This window comes from Streptomyces sp. MMS24-W38, assembly GCF_059889265.1.
This window is the reverse complement of the sequence record NZ_JCBCPP010000001.1, coordinates 1,389,723-1,406,751: the sequence shown is the minus strand read 5'-3', so window position 1 is coordinate 1,406,751 and position 17,029 is coordinate 1,389,723. Positions and strand designations below refer to the sequence as shown.

The 17,029-nt window shown below is 64.6% G+C and carries 20 protein-coding genes and 1 pseudogene; 8 read left to right on the top strand and 13 right to left on the bottom strand.

Annotated features, from left to right (window positions below; translation table 11 throughout):
• The first annotated feature begins 266 nt into the window (after positions 1 to 266).
• A complete protein-coding gene (locus tag AC6F7H_RS05070; RefSeq protein WP_500754603.1) occupies positions 267 to 647 on the top strand; it encodes a transposase in 381 nt (126 codons plus the stop codon).
• 20 nt (positions 648 to 667) lie between these two features.
• A complete protein-coding gene (locus AC6F7H_RS05065; RefSeq protein ID WP_109382741.1) occupies positions 668 to 1,672 on the top strand; it encodes an IS3 family transposase in 1,005 nt (334 codons plus the stop codon).
• A gap of 2 nt (positions 1,673 to 1,674) precedes the next feature.
• Here the strand turns inward: AC6F7H_RS05065 and AC6F7H_RS05060 are convergent, their stop codons facing one another.
• The 10 genes from AC6F7H_RS05060 to AC6F7H_RS05015 all read right to left on the bottom strand — a co-directional run bounded on the left by AC6F7H_RS05060 (position 1,675) and on the right by AC6F7H_RS05015 (position 9,043).
• Complete coding sequence (locus AC6F7H_RS05060) at positions 1,675 to 2,253, bottom strand: hypothetical protein (protein ID WP_500755467.1); 579 nt, start codon at positions 2,251 to 2,253, stop codon at positions 1,675 to 1,677.
• A gap of 70 nt (positions 2,254 to 2,323) precedes the next feature.
• Entirely contained in the window at positions 2,324 to 2,902 is a 579-nt protein-coding gene (locus tag AC6F7H_RS05055; protein ID WP_500755465.1) for a hypothetical protein, read from the bottom strand.
• A complete protein-coding gene (locus AC6F7H_RS05050) occupies positions 2,899 to 3,249 on the bottom strand; it encodes a hypothetical protein (RefSeq protein ID WP_500755464.1) in 351 nt (116 codons plus the stop codon). The genes AC6F7H_RS05055 and AC6F7H_RS05050 overlap by 4 nt, the downstream gene beginning before the upstream one ends.
• A gap of 72 nt (positions 3,250 to 3,321) precedes the next feature.
• Positions 3,322 to 3,891, bottom strand: coding sequence for a hypothetical protein (locus AC6F7H_RS05045; protein ID WP_500755463.1), 570 nt, complete (start codon positions 3,889 to 3,891; stop codon positions 3,322 to 3,324).
• Positions 3,891 to 5,525 carry a hypothetical protein gene (locus AC6F7H_RS05040; protein WP_500755462.1) on the bottom strand — a complete coding sequence of 545 codons (1,635 nt, stop codon included), beginning with the start codon at positions 5,523 to 5,525 and terminating at the stop codon, positions 3,891 to 3,893. Before AC6F7H_RS05040 ends, AC6F7H_RS05045 begins: the two co-directional genes overlap by 1 nt.
• A 75-nt stretch (positions 5,526 to 5,600) precedes the next feature.
• Positions 5,601 to 6,068 carry a hypothetical protein gene (locus AC6F7H_RS05035; RefSeq protein WP_500755461.1) on the bottom strand — a complete coding sequence of 156 codons (468 nt, stop codon included), beginning with the start codon at positions 6,066 to 6,068 and terminating at the stop codon, positions 5,601 to 5,603.
• Between the two features lie 64 nt (positions 6,069 to 6,132).
• Positions 6,133 to 6,558 (bottom strand): hypothetical protein, encoded by a 426-nt coding sequence (locus AC6F7H_RS05030; RefSeq protein WP_500755459.1) that lies wholly within the window; start codon positions 6,556 to 6,558, stop codon positions 6,133 to 6,135.
• A 119-nt stretch (positions 6,559 to 6,677) separates the two neighbouring features.
• Positions 6,678 to 7,541, bottom strand: coding sequence for a hypothetical protein (locus AC6F7H_RS05025; protein ID WP_500755458.1), 864 nt, complete (start codon positions 7,539 to 7,541; stop codon positions 6,678 to 6,680).
• 456 nt (positions 7,542 to 7,997) lie between these two features.
• Positions 7,998 to 8,204 carry a DUF397 domain-containing protein gene (locus AC6F7H_RS05020; protein ID WP_500755457.1) on the bottom strand — a complete coding sequence of 69 codons (207 nt, stop codon included), beginning with the start codon at positions 8,202 to 8,204 and terminating at the stop codon, positions 7,998 to 8,000.
• A complete protein-coding gene (locus AC6F7H_RS05015) occupies positions 8,201 to 9,043 on the bottom strand; it encodes a helix-turn-helix domain-containing protein (protein WP_500755456.1) in 843 nt (280 codons plus the stop codon). Before AC6F7H_RS05015 ends, AC6F7H_RS05020 begins: the two co-directional genes overlap by 4 nt.
• Positions 9,044 to 9,287: 244 nt before the next feature.
• Here AC6F7H_RS05015 and AC6F7H_RS05010 point away from each other — a divergent pair, with 244 nt between their 5' ends.
• From AC6F7H_RS05010 to AC6F7H_RS04985, 6 genes and pseudogenes are all read left to right on the top strand, one after another.
• Positions 9,288 to 10,307, top strand: coding sequence for a hypothetical protein (locus AC6F7H_RS05010; RefSeq protein WP_500755455.1), 1,020 nt, complete (start codon positions 9,288 to 9,290; stop codon positions 10,305 to 10,307).
• Positions 10,304 to 10,576, top strand: a complete 273-nt coding sequence (locus tag AC6F7H_RS05005; protein ID WP_500755454.1) for a hypothetical protein — start codon at positions 10,304 to 10,306, stop codon at positions 10,574 to 10,576. Before AC6F7H_RS05010 ends, AC6F7H_RS05005 begins: the two co-directional genes overlap by 4 nt.
• Positions 10,577 to 10,905: 329 nt before the next feature.
• A pseudogene (locus tag AC6F7H_RS05000) lies at positions 10,906 to 11,325 on the top strand (hypothetical protein).
• A 195-nt stretch (positions 11,326 to 11,520) separates the two neighbouring features.
• Positions 11,521 to 11,778, top strand: a complete 258-nt coding sequence (locus AC6F7H_RS04995; RefSeq protein ID WP_500755453.1) for a type II toxin-antitoxin system Phd/YefM family antitoxin — start codon at positions 11,521 to 11,523, stop codon at positions 11,776 to 11,778.
• Between the two features lie 381 nt (positions 11,779 to 12,159).
• Positions 12,160 to 12,936 (top strand): hypothetical protein, encoded by a 777-nt coding sequence (locus tag AC6F7H_RS04990; protein ID WP_500755452.1) that lies wholly within the window; start codon positions 12,160 to 12,162, stop codon positions 12,934 to 12,936.
• Between the two features lie 145 nt (positions 12,937 to 13,081).
• A complete protein-coding gene (locus AC6F7H_RS04985; protein ID WP_500755451.1) occupies positions 13,082 to 13,582 on the top strand; it encodes an ATP-binding protein in 501 nt (166 codons plus the stop codon).
• Here the strand turns inward: AC6F7H_RS04985 and AC6F7H_RS04980 are convergent.
• Genes AC6F7H_RS04980 through AC6F7H_RS04970 form a run of 3 tightly spaced genes read right to left on the bottom strand, consistent with a single transcriptional unit; the run spans position 13,573 to position 16,964 of the window.
• On the bottom strand, positions 13,573 to 14,085 hold the full coding sequence (locus tag AC6F7H_RS04980) for a hypothetical protein (protein WP_500755450.1): 513 nt from the start codon (positions 14,083 to 14,085) through the stop codon (positions 13,573 to 13,575). The two genes, AC6F7H_RS04985 and AC6F7H_RS04980, sit on opposite strands and share 10 nt — an antisense overlap.
• Positions 14,086 to 14,126: 41 nt before the next feature.
• Positions 14,127 to 16,469: a hypothetical protein gene (locus AC6F7H_RS04975; protein WP_500755449.1), complete on the bottom strand. Its 2,343-nt coding sequence runs from the start codon at positions 16,467 to 16,469 to the stop codon at positions 14,127 to 14,129.
• An 18-nt stretch (positions 16,470 to 16,487) separates the two neighbouring features.
• Entirely contained in the window at positions 16,488 to 16,964 is a 477-nt protein-coding gene (locus AC6F7H_RS04970; protein ID WP_500755448.1) for a hypothetical protein, read from the bottom strand.
• Between the last annotated feature and the right edge of the window lie 65 nt (positions 16,965 to 17,029).

Genomic DNA, 17,029 nt, shown 5'->3' with positions numbered 1-17,029 from the left:
AACCGCGCACAGCGCACGCAGAAAGCGAACAGGGTGGACACGCGCGGGAGGTGTCCACCCTGTCGTACGTCATGACACGGCAGGCATCGCCTCTCAGAGAGGCCTGAACTACTGCACCTGATCTGCGAGCGCCTTGGCGAGGTCGGCGACCTGCTTCCGGCTCGGAGAAGCGGACCCCGCCTCTCCCCTCTCTGTCAGCCTTGAGTGAGACACCCGGCTCTGCCGGGTTAGCCTGAGAGGGCACCGACAGGAGAACCACCTCCCTCATGACCAGCAAGAACCCCGCGTCCGATCCCGCTCCCCGGCCGAAGCGCCGCTCCTTCAGTCCGGAGTACAAGCTGCGGATCGTCGCCGAGTACGACGCGGCCCCGAAGAACGAGAAGGGTGCGATCCTGCGCCGCGAGCGTCTCTACCACTCGCACGTCAAGGAATGGCGGGCCGCGCGGGACGCCGGCGCCCTGGAGAAGCTGGTCGACCGCCGGACCAGTCCCGCGAGGCCGAAGAAGTCGGCCGCCGAGGCGGAGAACGAGAGACTGCGGCGCCAGGTGGAGCGGCTCGAGAAGGAGCTGGCCCAGAACAAGGCCGCTCTGGAGGTCATGGGAAAAGCTTCTGCGCTCTTGGAAATGATCTCCAGGAGCGCGGACTGAAGTCTGCCGCCGCCCCGGTCGTGGACGACGCCTTCCACGGCGTCGAGACCGAGCTCGGTGTCGTTGCCGCGTGCCGGCTGACCGGCCGTTCCCGTGCCACCCACTACCGTCGGCTACGGCCACCGGCCCGGCCCGGGCCCCGCGCGGTCGGCGTCCAACCGTCCGCCCTGAGCGCCGAAGAGCGCCTGACGGTGCTGGAGTTGATGAACAGCGCCGAGTACGCGGAACTGCCGCCCGCGCAGATCTGGGCCCGTGAGCTGGACGCCGGGCGCTACCACTGTTCGGTCTCCACGATGTACCGGATCCTTCGGGAACAGGGCCAGAGCGGTGAGCGCCGCCGCCAGGCGACCCACCCGGCGCGGGTGGTGCCGGAACTGGTCGCCACCGGCCCGTCTCAGGTCTTCTCCTGGGACATCACCAAGGTGGCCGGGCCCGCCAAGGGCGTCTGGTACCACGCCTACGTCATCATCGACATCTTCAGCCGGTACATCGTCGGCCACACCGTCGAGCGCGCCGAGTCCGCCCTACGGGCCGAGGAACTGATCCGCGAGACCATCGCCCGCAACGGCATCGTGCCCGGGACCGTGCACGCCGACCGCGGCACGTCCATGACTTCCAAGAAGGTGTCCCAGCTGCTGATCGACCTGGGCGTCACCCGGTCGCACTCGCGGCCGAAGGTCTCCAACGACAACCCCTACAGCGAGGCTCAGTTCAAGACCACGAAATACATGGCGGACTTCCCGGAAAGGTTCGATTCGCTGGCCCATGCCCGTGAGTGGTTCGACGCGTTCATCGCGTACTACAACCACGAGCACCGCCACTCCGGTATCGCCTGGCACACCCCGGCCAGCGTCCATTTCGGCACCGCCGAAGAGGTCCGCGACCAGCGGGCCGCCACCCTCGCCCAGGCCTACACACACCACCCCGAACGCTTCGGACGCCGCCCCCGGCCACCCGAGATACCCCGGACAGCCTGGATCAACGATCCCGCCAAGCGCCGCGAATCAGCACCACAAACCTCATAGCATCACAACTGTCTCACTGGACTTGAAATCTTCCGTCCGACACCGACCAGGAGGGCGGCGTCTCCCTCGCCGTCGAGCTTCAGGCGTACGGCGGCGACATTGCCGCTGTCGGTGACCGTCATCTCTCCGGCCTTGGCTTCGGAGGCTTTGGTGACATAGTTGATCGAGTTATTGACGGATCCCCCGGTCAGCGGTGAGATCACCGGCGTCAGGTAGAAGATCGCATTTGGCTTTCTGGTAGCGATGGTGTGCACCTGCACGTCGTCCTGACCGATATGGAAAGTGCAGCTCAGCAGTACGCCAGGATTCTCGGCCAATGGATCCCCGGCCTTGGCGCGCTTGCCGCCCTCGGCCGTGGCGACAGGTGTTTCATAGTCCTTCTGCACCGAGCCGGGGCCGATCTTCCCATCCAGTCCCGCGGTCCCCGCGGCCTTGGCCATGTCGTAGGGCAGCGGGCAGGTGTCCGTCCCGTCCTCCGGTACGCCGTCGGCGGTCTCGGTCAGGCCGGCCAGGCTCAGAGGCAGCGCCCCACCGCCGCAGCCGGTCAACAGGGCCGCAGCGGTCAGAACGGCTGCGACCACCGGTCGATGTCGTACGTGTGCCATGTTCCGTTTTCTCAATGTCTTCTGGGGCAGCGTGTGTTACGAGCTCTCAGGCTTCGTTACAGTTCACGGCTGCCATCGCTTTCGGGAGGTAGGCGCGCAGGAGTTGTGTCAGGTCGGACCTGCGCTTCGAGGTCTCTTCGGGGATCTCCTTCTGGAGTTCGATCGTGGTGACGAAGCGCATCGGCTCGCCTTCTCGCGTGCAGTCGGCCACAGCAGTGGCTCCGCGGTCTGCGATGCGTGCCGCATCGCCCACGTCCACGGGGGAGGGGGTGCCGAGCCGCAGAAGCCCGCGGGCCTGTACCTGGATGGGGTCGACGCCTGTCGGGACCACATCGCCGGAGATGTACACGATGAGATGCTTGTCCACGGACACGCGGCACCGTGGGCTGATGACGCCATAGTCGTAGGAGCGTTGGGTGAGTTTCTTGCCAGCGGGCAGGAACGGGGAGATCAGATCGGAGTCCACGGTCACACCGCACAGGTCGCGGGGCACCGAGTAGTCACGGCCGGTTCCCGAGCAGCCGGCCAAGGTGAGAGTGAGCACGGCGGCGAGGACCGCGGTGCCGAGCGCGCGTCTGCTCGGCCGGTGCAGCCGTTTCTGTGGTGGGGAGGTGTTCTCGGTCACTGGTCTCCTGCCAGCCCTTGGGCGCGGGCGTTCCCGTCGAACGCGGCTGCGTTGATCTCGGTTGTGAGGGTGTATCGGCTGCTGCCCCGGTGGTCGGGATTGGCGTCCATCCACACGCCAGCCAGTTGCTGCAGCTGATTCTCCCGGCCTTTGAAGGTCTTGCTGTTCTGTATCCGCCAACCAGACAGGCGGTAGGCGGAATGGCCCCTTACGTGCACCAAGCTTTGGTCAGATTTGGAATGTACGAGCGCAGGAACTATTCGATTTTCGCCCGGCTTTCCGTCGTCCGGGTTGGGGTGGGACTTGGGGTCGCGGAAGGCCGCCGATGTCGCGGGGTCCTTACTCATGATGCCGAGAAGGCCGTCGAGGGGATCGTTGGCGAACCACTCGTCCCGTGACGCGACGAAGCCCTTGGGGCGTCATGCGCACCAAACCTTAAGCAATTCTGGCACGTAAGCACGCAAGAACTTTTCGATATGCGTACGCCGCTCTTCATTTTTTTCAGGTTTCTTGGTCCCGTCTCCGGTGTGAATTTCCAGGACCAAGTGGGTGTATCTTCCTGTCTTTGTTTCAGGCGTCTCGTACTGAGGTTGATTCGGTTTTGGGTTACAAGCCATCCATGCAACAGCGCCGTCATCGGCAACTGCAGCACTTTTTACCGCCCTGCCCAATGAAACCCTTTTCAGATCGACGTAATCATCGTCTGCCTCATGGGCAATGTCAACCTCTCCGGTTTGCCGTGAGAACGAAATCGATAGGTCGACTCTTTCGTCGACTATCACTCCGCAACTTCGACTCTCACCTGGCGTTCCTCTCAAGCTCTCTTTGACCGCCTCACCCTGGGGGAGCAGTGGCTGGACGTCGGACGCTGTAACATTTATTTCGCATATCTTTTTTGGAGTTGCGTACCTGTACTCAGGTCCCCCTTCCGAGCAGCCGGTAAGGAGTAGTACGGGGATAAAAATTGCCGCTAGGTTGATTTGACGCATTATGACCCCTTACTTGCCAGGCGGCGGGCAGCCGAATTTCCGTTGTTAGCTGCGTCATCGATTCGCTCGGTGGACGTCCATGAGCTTTCCTGTTCCTTCATTTGCGGATTTTCATCTCGCCAAAGATCGGCCAGTCCCTTGAGTCGCCCTTCACGGTCGATGCCGGTAGCCAAGTTATCTCTTGCCACACCTTGCTCAATCCGTGCTATCTCTTCCTCGAGCCATTTGGCAGTGATTGCATCGATGCCTCGCTGCACTGCGTCGCCTGCATGCGGAATGAAGTTCACGACACCACCCCATGTGTGATAGTCCCATTTCGCTTCCCAAGTTGCCTCGCTCTTGGCATCACCCGCGTCGATCTGGAGCCCTTGGTACCGGGCTTCTTCCAGGAACCCGACCGTGCGGCCTGCTCTCTTCAGGGGTTCCTCGTCTTCTTCCTTACCTGTGTTGATATCATGGACCATTTCTCGATTTATGCTGTCTTGAAGTGTGCCGTACGCGAACTGATCACGAGATATCTGTTTCGCTACTTCAAGTACTTGTCCCCGGTCCAGAGGGCTTTCTCCTGCGTTGTGAGAACTTGTTGCGGCATGTACCTCGTCTCCGTAGTTGCCCATGACCATCGCCATGGGTGTGCGCAGGCTCGGCGGGAAGTCGTTGCCCTCGGCGGCGAGGTGTTTCAGGGCGTTCTCGAACACACGGTTGTTCGCGTCGGAGTGCTGGACGTAGCCACCGTCGGCGTTGTTCGGGTCGATGCCCGTCGTCCCCGCTATCAGCGCCGCCCCGAAGCCGGCCCTGCCCTGTGCGTCCTCGATGTCGTAGCTGCTCAGGGGATCGCCCCACATGCTGTCGGAGTTGTGCGGGTTGCGCATGGAGGGGTGCCCGTCGACGACATCCCAGTCCCGCTTCCGTGTCAGGTACTCCAGTCGGTTGTTGCCTTCCTTCTTTCCGTCGTCCGGGTTGGGGTCGGACTTGGGGTCGAGGAAGGCCGCCGGTGCCGCGGGGTCCTTGCTCATGATGCCGAGAAGGCCGTCGAGGGGATCGTTGGCGAACCACTCGTCCCGTGACGTGACGAAGCCCTTGGGGAGGTCCCAGTTGTCGTTAGCCTTGTCTGCCTTCTCGGCGGTGATCAGATCGTCACCGAGGTCGTGCATGAACTGGTCCGAGTATCCTTCACCGTGTTGCATCAGGGTGACGAGTGATTGGTATCCACGGATCTTCTCGCCCTGCCAGTCGTACCGTTTCATGCCGACCTCCTTCAGGCCGGTATGAAAGTCCTTGTAGAACTGGGACTTCGGATCCTGCGTAGCAGTGGCCAGTGCGTTGGCGAGCCCTCGCTCGGCTCCCAGGTAGTGCTGCTTGTTCCCCGTGTCCGAATAATAGGCAAAGGTGTTGATCTGATTGGTTATCTTGATGGTTCCCTCGGGACCCAGATGGTTGAGTACCGTCTGACTGAATGCCTTGTCGCCGGAGTTGTCGCGCATGAGCCGCGCCCACTCCTCCGGATCGTCAGGTTTCTCTCCCGCCAGGATCTGGTCCGCGTATTGCTTGGCCTCACGTGCCTCAACGATTTCGATATCTCCGACTGCGCCGGCATTGAAGTCATGTCCGGTGCCGCGGGCGTTGTCCAACATTTCCTCGAGGAGGCCCTTGATGCCGGCGGCGTCCCGGAGTGCCAGCTTGGCCCCTTGGTCGGCGTCATCGACTGCCTAGACGGCTGCAGCCACTGCAGAGGTCCAGCTGGCTTCGTAGATGGCACGCTGAGCATCGTTTCCGAATATGCCACCCTCTGCGCCTCTGAACGTGCTCGTCGTGCTCGTGCCGAGATGCGCCCGGCCCTTGGCATCTATGTGTACATCGGCTTCCTTGGCCGACTCGACCAAATTTTTTACGACCTGTATTCGTTCGGTGAACTGGGCGTGGATGTCTCGCAGAATATCCGCGATGGCTCGGGCCTCGATAGCAGCGGCGTCGAACTGCTTTCGTGTAGCGGTGAAGCCCTTCTTGGCCTCTTCAGCGCTCTGGCCGACCCATGTGCCGTCCGAGGCAACAGCTTGAACACTGTCTCTGTACGCTTCGCCCAGGTCCTCGAAGCCGTCGGCCATCCGGCCCCATGAGACGGCTGCGGTGGTCAGCGGAGCCAACCGGATGGTGACAACGTCCTGATAGGTGAGCATGCCTGCTTCCTTGAGATTTGGCACCGGGCCCACGCTGTGTTCGCGAGTCCGTGAAAGGTCGAGATCAGACGTTCCGGCGCGGATCCGGCGACAGCAAGTCGATCTGGGTCAGGGAACTCTCCACGCCATGGTCGACATACTGAAAGTCCTTCCTCACCTTGCTCAGCGCGGCCTGGTCCCGCGCGAGGCGTGCCTGGAGGCTCTTCACCTGCAGAGCCCATTCGTCGTGTGCGTCCTTCAGGCCGGCGCCGGTTGCCCAACCTGCGAACTCTCGCTCCGCCGCATCGGTGGTCTCGTTGGCCTGGGCACCCGTCTCGTCCAGGCCGGGGCGTATCGTTTTCACGAGTTCCTTGATTGCCCTCTGTTTGCCCTGCGAATTGCTCTTGAGGTCAGCCGTGTCGGCGGCACCACCCGTGCTGTTCAATTGCATGCGGTTTTCTTGACGTGCCGCTACCTCGGCCTTGATCTGTTCCCATTCGTCCCAAGCCATTGGATTTCCCCCGTACTTGTTGCGGTCTTCAATATGCGTTGATTGTCTAGATCGTGACTTTGGGGCACTGCTGGCGCCTGTAGGGCAACAGGGCTGATGTTCTGCGTGCTGGGATCGCCTCAGTCGAGTTCACGGAGTGCGTCACCGCGCGAATGGTAGGAGCTTTCGAGCGCATCCTCCCTCAGGGAGCCCTGCACCTTGCTGCCGAGCTTCAGGGCCTTCCCCCAGTCGTCGACCATATCGGCGCTTTGCTCTTCAAGGGCGATTGAACTGTTCTCGGCGCCGTCTGCGAGCAGAGACCGCCGCCATGAATCGACGAGGTGGTTCACGGGATCCTTGGAATAGGACGGCGGCTTGGAAATCTTCTTAGTCAATCCCTCGAAGACGGAGTGTTCCCACTGGGGTGCCCGGTTCTCACCCAGATCCTCCCGGACACTGGCGGCCACAGCGTCCAGAGCGCCGAGCGTGCGGGCGTTCCGTATCGGTGGCGCGGTGAGTTCAGCGCCAGTGGTGTCATGATCCACTGCGGCAAGCCATTCCGCAGCATGCCGGGTTGCTGCCATCCGCAATACGACGTATGCCGTGGGGTTCTCCGACATCGTTCGCACGGCGCGCAGCAGTGAAGCGCGCGGTACGGCCATGTGAACGCCGTCAGCATCTTCCCAGGGAGGAACGGAAGGGAGGCTGTTGCTGGCATAGTCCGCGTTGCTGATACCCAATATCACATCGGTGTCCGCCGCGTAATCCGCCAGTGATTCTGCGAGCGGCTCACTCAAAAGCGGATCCAGGCGACCGTTTGCACTCTTCAGGTTGTTCTCGACAGCCATGAGGACATCCTTCATGGCCTGTGCCTGCCGAAGTGAGTGCTGCCCCGGCACAGAGCCCACAGTCGTTTTCCTGATCGCCACCCCGAACTCGGAACAGTTCATGTCAGCCGTGTATTTGTCGCCCAGTGCTTCATGGATGCGTTCGTCCTGCAGCAACTCCTCGCAGGTTCCTGAACCCCCGTCGGATCCGAGGAGAAACCATGCCCCGATTCCCCCAGCCGATGCCACGCAAGTAACGACAGCGATCAGCGCAACGAGACGTGAGCGACGAGCCTTCGGCGAAGGAGTTTCGGACATGTTCTTCCTTGCTGCGGGGTGACCCAAGACGGCCGACGTCAGTTCCACATGCCCACCAGGTACTTCTGGACCGCACCTGCTCCTCGGTCGTGGCTGTCGAGGATGTCTGAACTGAATGGCTCCGCCACAGCTCCCTGCCCCCGCGTGCTCGATTGGCGTGCGCTCGCCAGGCTAACAACCCTGCCGACTCGTGCTGCTCAAGGGGCGGCGAAGGCTGAATACCTCCTGTACGACAGAGGGTTGACGCCCTGTTGACTGCAGAGGAGGGGCGGTCGGAAGCCAGGACCTGGCTTCCGACCGCCCCTCCTCTGCAGTTCAGTCGCGCGCTGTCATCCGTACGAACGCGGTCCACTGGTCGGCACCGACAGTGAGAACCGCATCGCTGGGCCGCTTGGAGTCGCGGACCAGCACGGCCGTACCGGCGTCCGCGACCTCGACGCAGTCGCCGCCGTTGCCTGCGCTGTAGCTGCTCTTGAACCACCGCAGTTCAGCCGCGGCCGGCGCGGGGCTGTCTGTCTTCATAGATCCCCCAACAGCTTCTCGATGAAGGTCAGCGACTCCTTCGGAGTCAATGCCTGTGCCCGAAGAACACCGTACGTCGCTTCGAGCGGGCTGACCTTCTTCGGCTCCGCGTACAGAGCGCTCACGTCCTGCACTTCCATGTACGCCATCCTGCGCTGATTCTTCGAGTGGATCAACGTGAACGGCCCTGCCAACCCGGCATGTTCATCGCGTTCCATGGGCATGACCTGCATCTCGACGTTGCGCTGATGCCCGAAGAGCAGGAGCTGTTCCAGCTGGCCACGCCAGACCTCGCGACCGCCCAAGGGCCGTCTGAGTGCCTGCTCTTCAAAGACGAAGCTCAGAAGTGGAGCAGGACGCCGGGCGAACAGCTTCTGTCGTTCCAGGCGCGCTGCCACACCCTGCTCGATCGCCTCTTCGTCCAGGAGGGGCCGCCACATCTGGAACACCGCCCGCGCGTACTCCTCGGTCTGCAGAAGACCCTTGACGATGTGGTTGACGTAGGCATGCAGCTCGACAGCCTCGGCCTCCAGCTCCGCGTACCGTCGGAAGAACCCTGGATACCGAGCCTTCGCCACCTCTTCCTTCATGGCCATCAGCACGCCCCGCGCGTCCACCGCCCGGTCCACGGCGTCGATCAGCTCGGGCTTCGGGATGCGCCGGCCCTGTTCCACTGCCGCGATCTGAGCCTCGCCGTAGCCGACTTGGCTCCCCAGCTGGGTCTGGGTGAGGCCGACGGCCTCGCGCAGGAGCTTCATCTGGCGGCCGAAGCAGCGCAGGAAGTCGGTGCTTGAGTCCGGTTCCGCTCCGCCCGCTCCGGAGTCCGCGCCCGTGTCCATCGCTCCGCACCTCCTCGTGACCGGCCAACTGCACTGTTTTTCGCAGCGTAGGGCGGGCGGGTGCCGATCGAGGGCGGAAGGGCGCGCAATGATCCCTGAGGGTGAACGTCCCGCGCGAAAATCATATTCACTCAACGCATTCACGCGCGCACGCTGTGTGCGGTACCGTCACCGCAAGTCGGCCCCCGCAACGGGTGCAACCGTTCGCGAGGGCCTGAACCACCAGTGGAACAGGACTCCACCCGTGATTTATCGGCACCATATCGCGCTCCCGCGCGCCTTCACCCAGCTCTCTCACGAGATCATCCGGCACCCGCGTCTGACCTCCGACGCCGTCCGCCTCCTGACCTGGCAGCTGTCCCTCCCCGAGGGGGTGCGCGAGTCCCTGTCGCGCACCGCCGAACGCGCCCGTATCGGCGGGAGCGCCTTCACCCGGGCCAAGCGTCAGCTCAAGGACGAGGGCTTCGTCCACGAGCGGCGCGTCCAGGGGCCCGGCGGCCTCTGGGTCACCCAACAGCTCGTCTCCAGCACCCCGTTGAACGCGGCCGAGGCAGCCAAGCTGCTCGCGCGGATGCCCGTGGGTCCGGTCGGAGGAACCGCCCCCGAACGGGTGTCGCCGCAGCTCGCACCGAGTCTCCGGATTCCGGCCGTCGGTGAGCCGACCGGTCCGCCCACCGACGGTCATCCCAAGAAAGACCCATGGGAGAACACCTCCCACCTACCCCCCGACCCCCCCAGCCCGGAGCCGGAGCCGAAGTCAGAGACGGCGACGGCGGAGACGGAACCGCAGTCGGAGACGGCCGCCCCGCCCCTCCTCGAAGAGGCCCGCGCCCTCGTCTCCACGTTCCCCGGCCTCTCCCCCGCCCTGCGCCACATCCCCCGCGCCATGCACGCCGAACTGGCCGACCTCACCGCCCGCTGGCTCGCCGCCGGGCACCCGGCCACCGCCGTGCGCCTGCACATCCTGCGCGGTCTCCCCGACGACGGCAGCCCCGTCCACCGCCCCGGCGGCCTGCTGCGCTACCTCCTGCGCGACGTACCGCCCGTACCGACGAGTCAGGAACCGGAAGCAACCACACCACCCGCAGGAACCGCCCCCGAGCAGCCCCCCGGCCCCCGCCTCTCCGCCCGTCTGGCAGGCGCACGCGAGTGCGCGGGCGACCACATCCAGCCCACCCTCTTCCGACCGGTCGGCAACGAAGCCCTGTGCCGCGAGTGCGCCACCCGGTCCTGGCATCGGCAGCCGACAAGCGGCTGGAGGTGACCCGGCAGACCGCCACCCTGCTGGCGGCCGTGCGGCACCTGGAGGCCGTGGCGGTGGACGACGCGCTCGGTCTGCTGCACGCGCTGATGGCCACCAAGCTGCTCGCGAAGGCCGAGCGAATGGGCAACGACGCCAAGCTCAAGGCCTTTCCTCAGCTGCGGAAGGCGGCGAAGGAGGCCGCCGCGGCGGTCGACATGCTGCTGACCATGCGGCATCCCGCGGGTTCGTCCGGGCCGTCATCTCCCGGTTGCCGCAGGCCGGACCGGTAGACGGCAGCGATGGATCCGCATAGATCATGATGGAGTCCTCAGAATTCCTGAAGTACCGTCATGATTCCTCTACGGATGCACAGGTCGAGGGCGGCGAGGTGCCTGATCGGGCCCCATGCCGGGGAACCGGAGGCATGGCGAACTCGCGGGATGGTGCACAGCCCGCCGGCCGTGGTCCGGGTGAGTATCCGTTGGAGATGGAACAGCCGGGCATAGATCGGGTCTTGAACGGGTGGCCGCGCTCGACCAGGTCCCGGAAAAGACTCACGGGTGCCCCGGAGGGAACGTCCTGGCCAGGGCAGCGGAAGTCGTTGATAGATTCACCCGTCGTGCGATCAAGTGAGTACGACCTCAACTTCCGTGACCGGGCCGGCCGGACCCGAGCCTGAGGCATCGGCCTGCTGGTCGTGGCCGGGCTGCTGTGGACCTGGTGCACGCTGCTGCTCCTCACCCCGTACGAGGTGGACCGCAAGCCCGACGACCGGTACCCCGTGGAATGCGAGTCGCGGCTGCTGACGGAGCGCGGCACGGCCAACAGGGGCCTGAGCCAAGGCGACTACTGCCAGAACGAGCGCGACTGGCCGGAGGCCATGGCCGTGCTGGGGCTGTCCGTGCCGGTGTCCGTGGCCGGAGCGGTCCTGTTCACCAGCGGTAGCGTCAGTCGGCGGATGAGTGCCCACGCCGAGGCGATGCGCGAACTGGACCGGATCGCCGACGAGCGCGAGGCGTGGGCCGCCCGCGCGCGGTGACGCTCGGGGGCATCAAGACCGCACCCGCGCGCGAAGGGTATCGAACTGGTGTCCTCGCGTAACCGGGAGTCGTTTATCCCTCAGCTGCTGAGGGCTCGCGGTCACCGTGACTGGTCACCGAGGCATAGTGGCGCCAAGTGGTGAACAGCGGTATCTCACGAGTGAGTCAAATCGCAAAGAATCATTCACGAATCCATGGACGAGGTGCGCAGCCACCTCGCCGATGTCATCGACCGTGCCCGTCGCGAGGAGACGCCGACGATCATCACGCGGCGTGGAAAGCAGGAAGCCGTCGTGATCGACATCCAGGAGTATCAGCGTCTGCGTCAACTCGCGGAGGGCGCCGAGGAGGCATGGCTCAACCGGCTGGCCGACGAGGCCGGGTCCGAGGGCGTCGAGGGGTCGGTCTCGCTGGAAGAAATGGCCGCCATGCTCCGTGACCGGCAGGGCTGACTTCCATGGGGTACCTCACGCGCTTCACCCTGCATGCCCAGCGGGACATGCTCAAGAGATCCCGCGCCCCGACGCCCTGCGCATCCTGTACCGCCTGACCGAACTCCAGAGGGTGATGGATGCCGGGGACACGGCAGCGTTCGACGTCAAGGCCCTCAGAGGGCACAACGCTCGGTGGCGGCTCAGGGTCGGAGACCACCGGGCGGTCTGCACCGTCGAGGACGAGCAGTTCATCGTGTGAGCCTTGACCGTGGGCAATCGCCGCGAGGTCCACCGCCAGGCTCCGTGAGCCGCCCCGTGCGCGGCTCGCACGGCCGGGGCCGGACGCCGAGGTGTTCGTGGCCGGTGTCGATGTCGGAGAAGCCTGACAGGATGCGCGCCATGGGAACGAGAGACGTCAGTGACGAGGCGTACGTGGTCGGCCTGTGCAACCAGGTCCTCGGCGAACAATCCCTGACCCAGCACAAGTTCGACTGGCTGCTGGGGGACCCGGGGGCGGGAGGCCGGCGCGCCAAACTGCCGGTCGACGCGTACTGGCCCGGCCACCAACTGGTGGTCGAGTACCGGGAACTGCAGCACGACCAGCCCATGCCCCACTTCGACAAGCCGGACAAGCTCACCGTCAGCGGAGTCCACCGGGGCGAGCAGCGGGCCCTGTACGACGCCCGCCGCGACACCGAGATCCCCGCCCACGGGCTGCGACTGATCGTGGTCCGCCCCGCCGACCTCGACGCGGACGGCCGCGGGCGGCTGCGGCGCAACCAGGAGGCCGATCTGGCGGCACTGCGGACGATGCTGGCCCGGGACAGCGACGAGGACCGGATCACCGACACCTTCCGCACCTGGTTGCTCGCCGAGGGCTGGACGCCGGTCGAGCCCACCGACCGCTGGACCGACCTCGAAGCCGTGCGCGGCGACGAGCGGCTGATCTGCGAGGCCAAGGGCCGCACCAGCGAGAAGGGCATCGACGCCGACATCGCCTACGGGCAGCTGCTGCGCCGCATGACGAGCCAGGACTCCCGGACACGGTACGCACTCGTCGTGCCATCCTCGTCCGTGAAAGCCGTCGAACGCGTTCCGGTCCATGTCCGGGCGCTGCTGCGCATCGACGTGTACGAGGTGACGGACGAAGACAGGGTGCGTCCGCTGCTGTCCTAGACATGGCCTGGAACGGGCCGCACGAGGAGCGGGCGGCGGGCGGTCGCCCCGACACGTCCGACACCCTCGTCCGACGCCCCTGCAGAGCACTGCCGTGGGGGCGTCGGGCCTGGTGAACTGGCTGCTGCTACGAGATCTTCGGGGCATGACGAGTTCCCTCCAGCGGCAGCGACCGGCAGCTTCCGCCCTCCCCTTTGCCGAGCGGAGGGCCCTCACCCTCCGCTTCTCCGCCACCCCGCGCGGCGTCCGGTTCGCCCGGCGCCTCGCCTCCCAGCAGATGGACGCCTGGGGCTGGCCCTACGGCAGCCCGGTGCACGATGCCGTCGAGCTGGTCGTCGCGGAGCCGGCCGCGAACGCCGTCACCCACGGCCGGGTCGCCGACCGGGACGCCGAGCTGCGGCTGACTGCCGAATCCTGTGGCAGGCTCGTACGGGTCGAGGTGAGCGACGCCTGTGGAGAACAACGGCCGGTGAGTGCACAGGGCGAACGGCCCGACATGGACGGTGGGCGTGGACTGGCTCTGGTCGAGGCGCTGGCCGGGGAATGGGGCGTCACCGAACGGTCGGGAGGTCCGGGCAAGACCGTCTGGGCCGTCGTTCCCTGCACCGCTCTACACCTCTTCGGCCCGCGTGCCGCTCAAGGCTGACAGCCGAGCTTTTTCTTGTAGGCGTCGAAGTACGAAGGGACGAGCTTCTCCAGAAGATGTTGTGACCTGTCATTCCATCTCATGTCGCTGACCTCTACCGACAGAACGTCACCCTTTTCGCTCACCCCGGGGCACGGGAATACGGTGGCCACTCCGGAATTCCAGGATGCGAAGTTTTCCTTGTGATAGTGCAGACCTTTCACGTCATAGTCCCAGAAGTAGTCGCGCAGTTCGTATTCTTTATCGTGCCACTCGCCGTCACTTATCACGGATTCGTTTCCATCCACGTACATGTGGCAGATCTGTCCCTCCTGCAGAGTGAAGTGTCCGGTGTCCTGTTCCAGCTTGTCGCCGTCATCGAGCAAAGCTTCCAAGATCTTCTTGTCGGCAGAAATTCCGCAGATGTTTTCCGGGGCGGGGTACGAGAGGCCATCGCGTGATGAGCTACAGGCGGTCAGAGTCGATGTGAGAAGGATTGCAGTGACTAGTTTCTTCGCGGACAAAGACGGTTCCTGAGTCCGGCGGGTCGAGTGTTGGAGGAGTCTCATGTGCCGTCCCCTGAGGAGTTCCATTGAGCTCCATCGGAATGGCTCACACCCGCTTGAGTCCGAACCGCGCGGTCGATGGCATCCCGCGTATCAACGTCGATTCCCTTATCGTGTGCGAAGTGGCTTGTGAGGGTGGCCGTTGCCGCATCCTTCGCAGCCTCCCTCCCCCTCGAATATTCATTACCCGCGCCCTGTTCGGCCTCTTTTATAGTGTCCTCCTCAATGCTTTTCGCGACGCTTTCCGTCACATCCTCGGCCAGCCAGTTGATAGGTTCAGCCGCCGCGGAGAATGATGCAGGGATGGATCCCGTCCCTAAACCCACGATCCGGTTCACCCACTTGACGTTGTCTGCTACTGCCTCGTTGTATTCCTTGTTCGAGGCCGTGTGGTAGTCATAGATCGCGTCGGCCCGGGAGTTGCTCATGATTCCCGCGATGGCGGCGCCCGGCGCGACCAGATCACCGACGCGTGCACCGTCCTCCGGGGTGAGATCCGTCCCCTCTGTCTTCAGGAAGTCCTGCACCACGTTTGCGGTGTATGCCTGTTGCGCGGAAGTGATGGCGCTGTAGGCGTCCGGATCCTGCCCGACCAGGCCGAGGAATCTCTGGGCGTCCCCGTATCCGAGGTTGGCAGGCGTGCCGTTGGTCGGGAAGACCTTGCTGTCGGCGCTTTCGCCGTACATCGACCGCTGGAAGTCGCCGATGTAGTCCGCCGAGATGTTGCCCAGGCTGTCCCGCAGGGCGTACAGAGGGCCGGTCTCCTCTTCCTCCAGGTCCCCGTTCATGTTGTGTGTCAGCAAATCCGGGTGCTGAGCGAATTTATCCACGATGTCGTGGACCAGTTTCGCCTGTGCCTCGCTGTGCTTGATCGACGAATCGACGGTGTCACTGTCGTATGGGCGGCCCGTCGTGGCCGCTTCCAGGGCATGGCCCAGAGCGTCCGGGCCGAAGGTGAGGGCCTTGCTCGTCGCCTCCTCATCCGCCAGGACGTTGGCGGTGTTCCTGTCGATCGTCCACTCGAAGTCCTTGTCCGTGAAGAGATCGAGGTAGGACTTGAAGTCCGTCTTGCCCCCGGACTTGATCGTGCCGTCCTCGTTGTACGCCGTGGGCTTCTCCGTGAAGAACCGCTCGGCTGCCTCGGGGCTGTGCCCCAGCGCCTCCAGGACGCTGTTCAGCGGGTCGTTGCCGCTGCCGAGTTTCCCGGAGGGGTTGAACCCGTAGCGGTCGTCGCCGCCGGCGGGCTTGTTGGACAGGAAGCGGTGGGGATCCTCCTGGTGGAGTTGGGTGACGTGCTCCGCGATGGGCGTCAGGAATGCCGGATCGTAGTTCCCGTAGCGGAGCAGGCCACCCAGGACCTGGTATCCGTAGGGCTTGTTCCGCATGCCGCGTTCCCACTCGATCTGCTGAGTGCCCAGCTTGCGGAACTCCGCGCCCCACGACGAGGGCAGGTGCTGCCGGTCCCCTCGAAGGCTCTGCGGGGTGTAGGGGTCGGTCGCGTTGGCCAGGGCGTGGCCCATGTACTTCTGCAGGTCCTGTACGCCGGCCAGACGGGTCTTCGAGGTGTCCTCACCGGTGCCGTCGATCGACAGGGCGGCGTAGAACTCGAGCGTCTGCCTCGGTCCGCCCAGGCCCTCGAAGAACTCGGTCGCGAACTCTCCGTCCCTCTCAAGTCCGTTGTGGCGCAGCAGCCGGTTCAGCTCCGCCAGTTCCCGGTCGGTCATGTCCTCGCGCTTCTTGGCGAGTTCCAGAGCGCGTTCGACCTGTGCGTCGTTGAGGGACCCGTACTTCGCGTGACCGGCGTTGTACGGGTCGTTCCCGTGCGCCCGTCTGAGGGCCAACTTGGTGGAGAGGTCGATGTCGTTGGCACGGGCTACCTTCCGGGTGATGGAATCGGCGTAGTGCTGCCGGTCCTCCTCCGTGGTGTCCTCTCCGCCCTTGCTGTCCTTCGGGTCGGCGCCCGGCCTGGGCCGGACTCCCACACTCACCGTTCCGTCACCGTTGTCCTGAACGGTGTAGCCCTTTTCCCCGGCCTCGCCGATGAGCGTCCTGACGCTCTTCTGCAGCGCTTCGAGTTCGTGGTGAGCGTCGTCGAGGACCTGGAAGATGCTGTCGGCCTCCATGCGGAGGTCGGCTAACTCCTTGGCGGTCTTGTTCACGAACTCCCGTGTGACACCGGCGTTCACGCCTTCCCAGCGTGCGCGGTCGGACTTCTTCTTGAGGCCGTCACGCGCATCGGTCTCGAGCTGTTTCAGGTGGGCGACCGCCTTCTTCCAGTCCGACACCGAGGTGCCCAACTTGCCGAGCTCCACCTGCATGAGGTCGTCGTAGGTGATGGGCATGCCTGAGCTTCCCCCGCGCTACTGGAAGTATTTGTCGAGCTCCGAAACGGGCATCCCGGAGCCGTCTCTCCGCATGATGACGGCGGCGATCTTGGCGTCGTCGTCGGCGTGCAGCTTCTTGCTGAAGTCCAGGTGGTTCGAGATGTGGGCACAGGCCTGACGGACCGCCTTCACCTGGCTCTCCCAGACGGTCAGCGTCGTCATGAGTTCGTCGCCCATGGCGAAGCCGGCCCGGGACAACGCGGACGCCGCCTGGTGGGTGGAACCGGCGTGGTCGGAGTTCAGGCCGGCACCGGCGATGTCCACCTTCTTCACGAGGTCACCGTGCAGGACGAAAGCGTCGTGCCCCACGGCGCCGAGATCGTCCTGCCGTACGACCAGGTCCGGCTTGCCGCCGGGGCTCGGCCCTTGAGCGGGCGCCTGGTTCAGCTGCGTCTGCGTCGACTGCCGGTCGGCAGCCTGAGCCTTCAACTGTTCCCATTCGTCCCATGACATGGGTTCCGCCCCCTCGTCGCAGCCAGTCAGACATGGTCGTACCGAAGGACCGATGCCGGTGAACC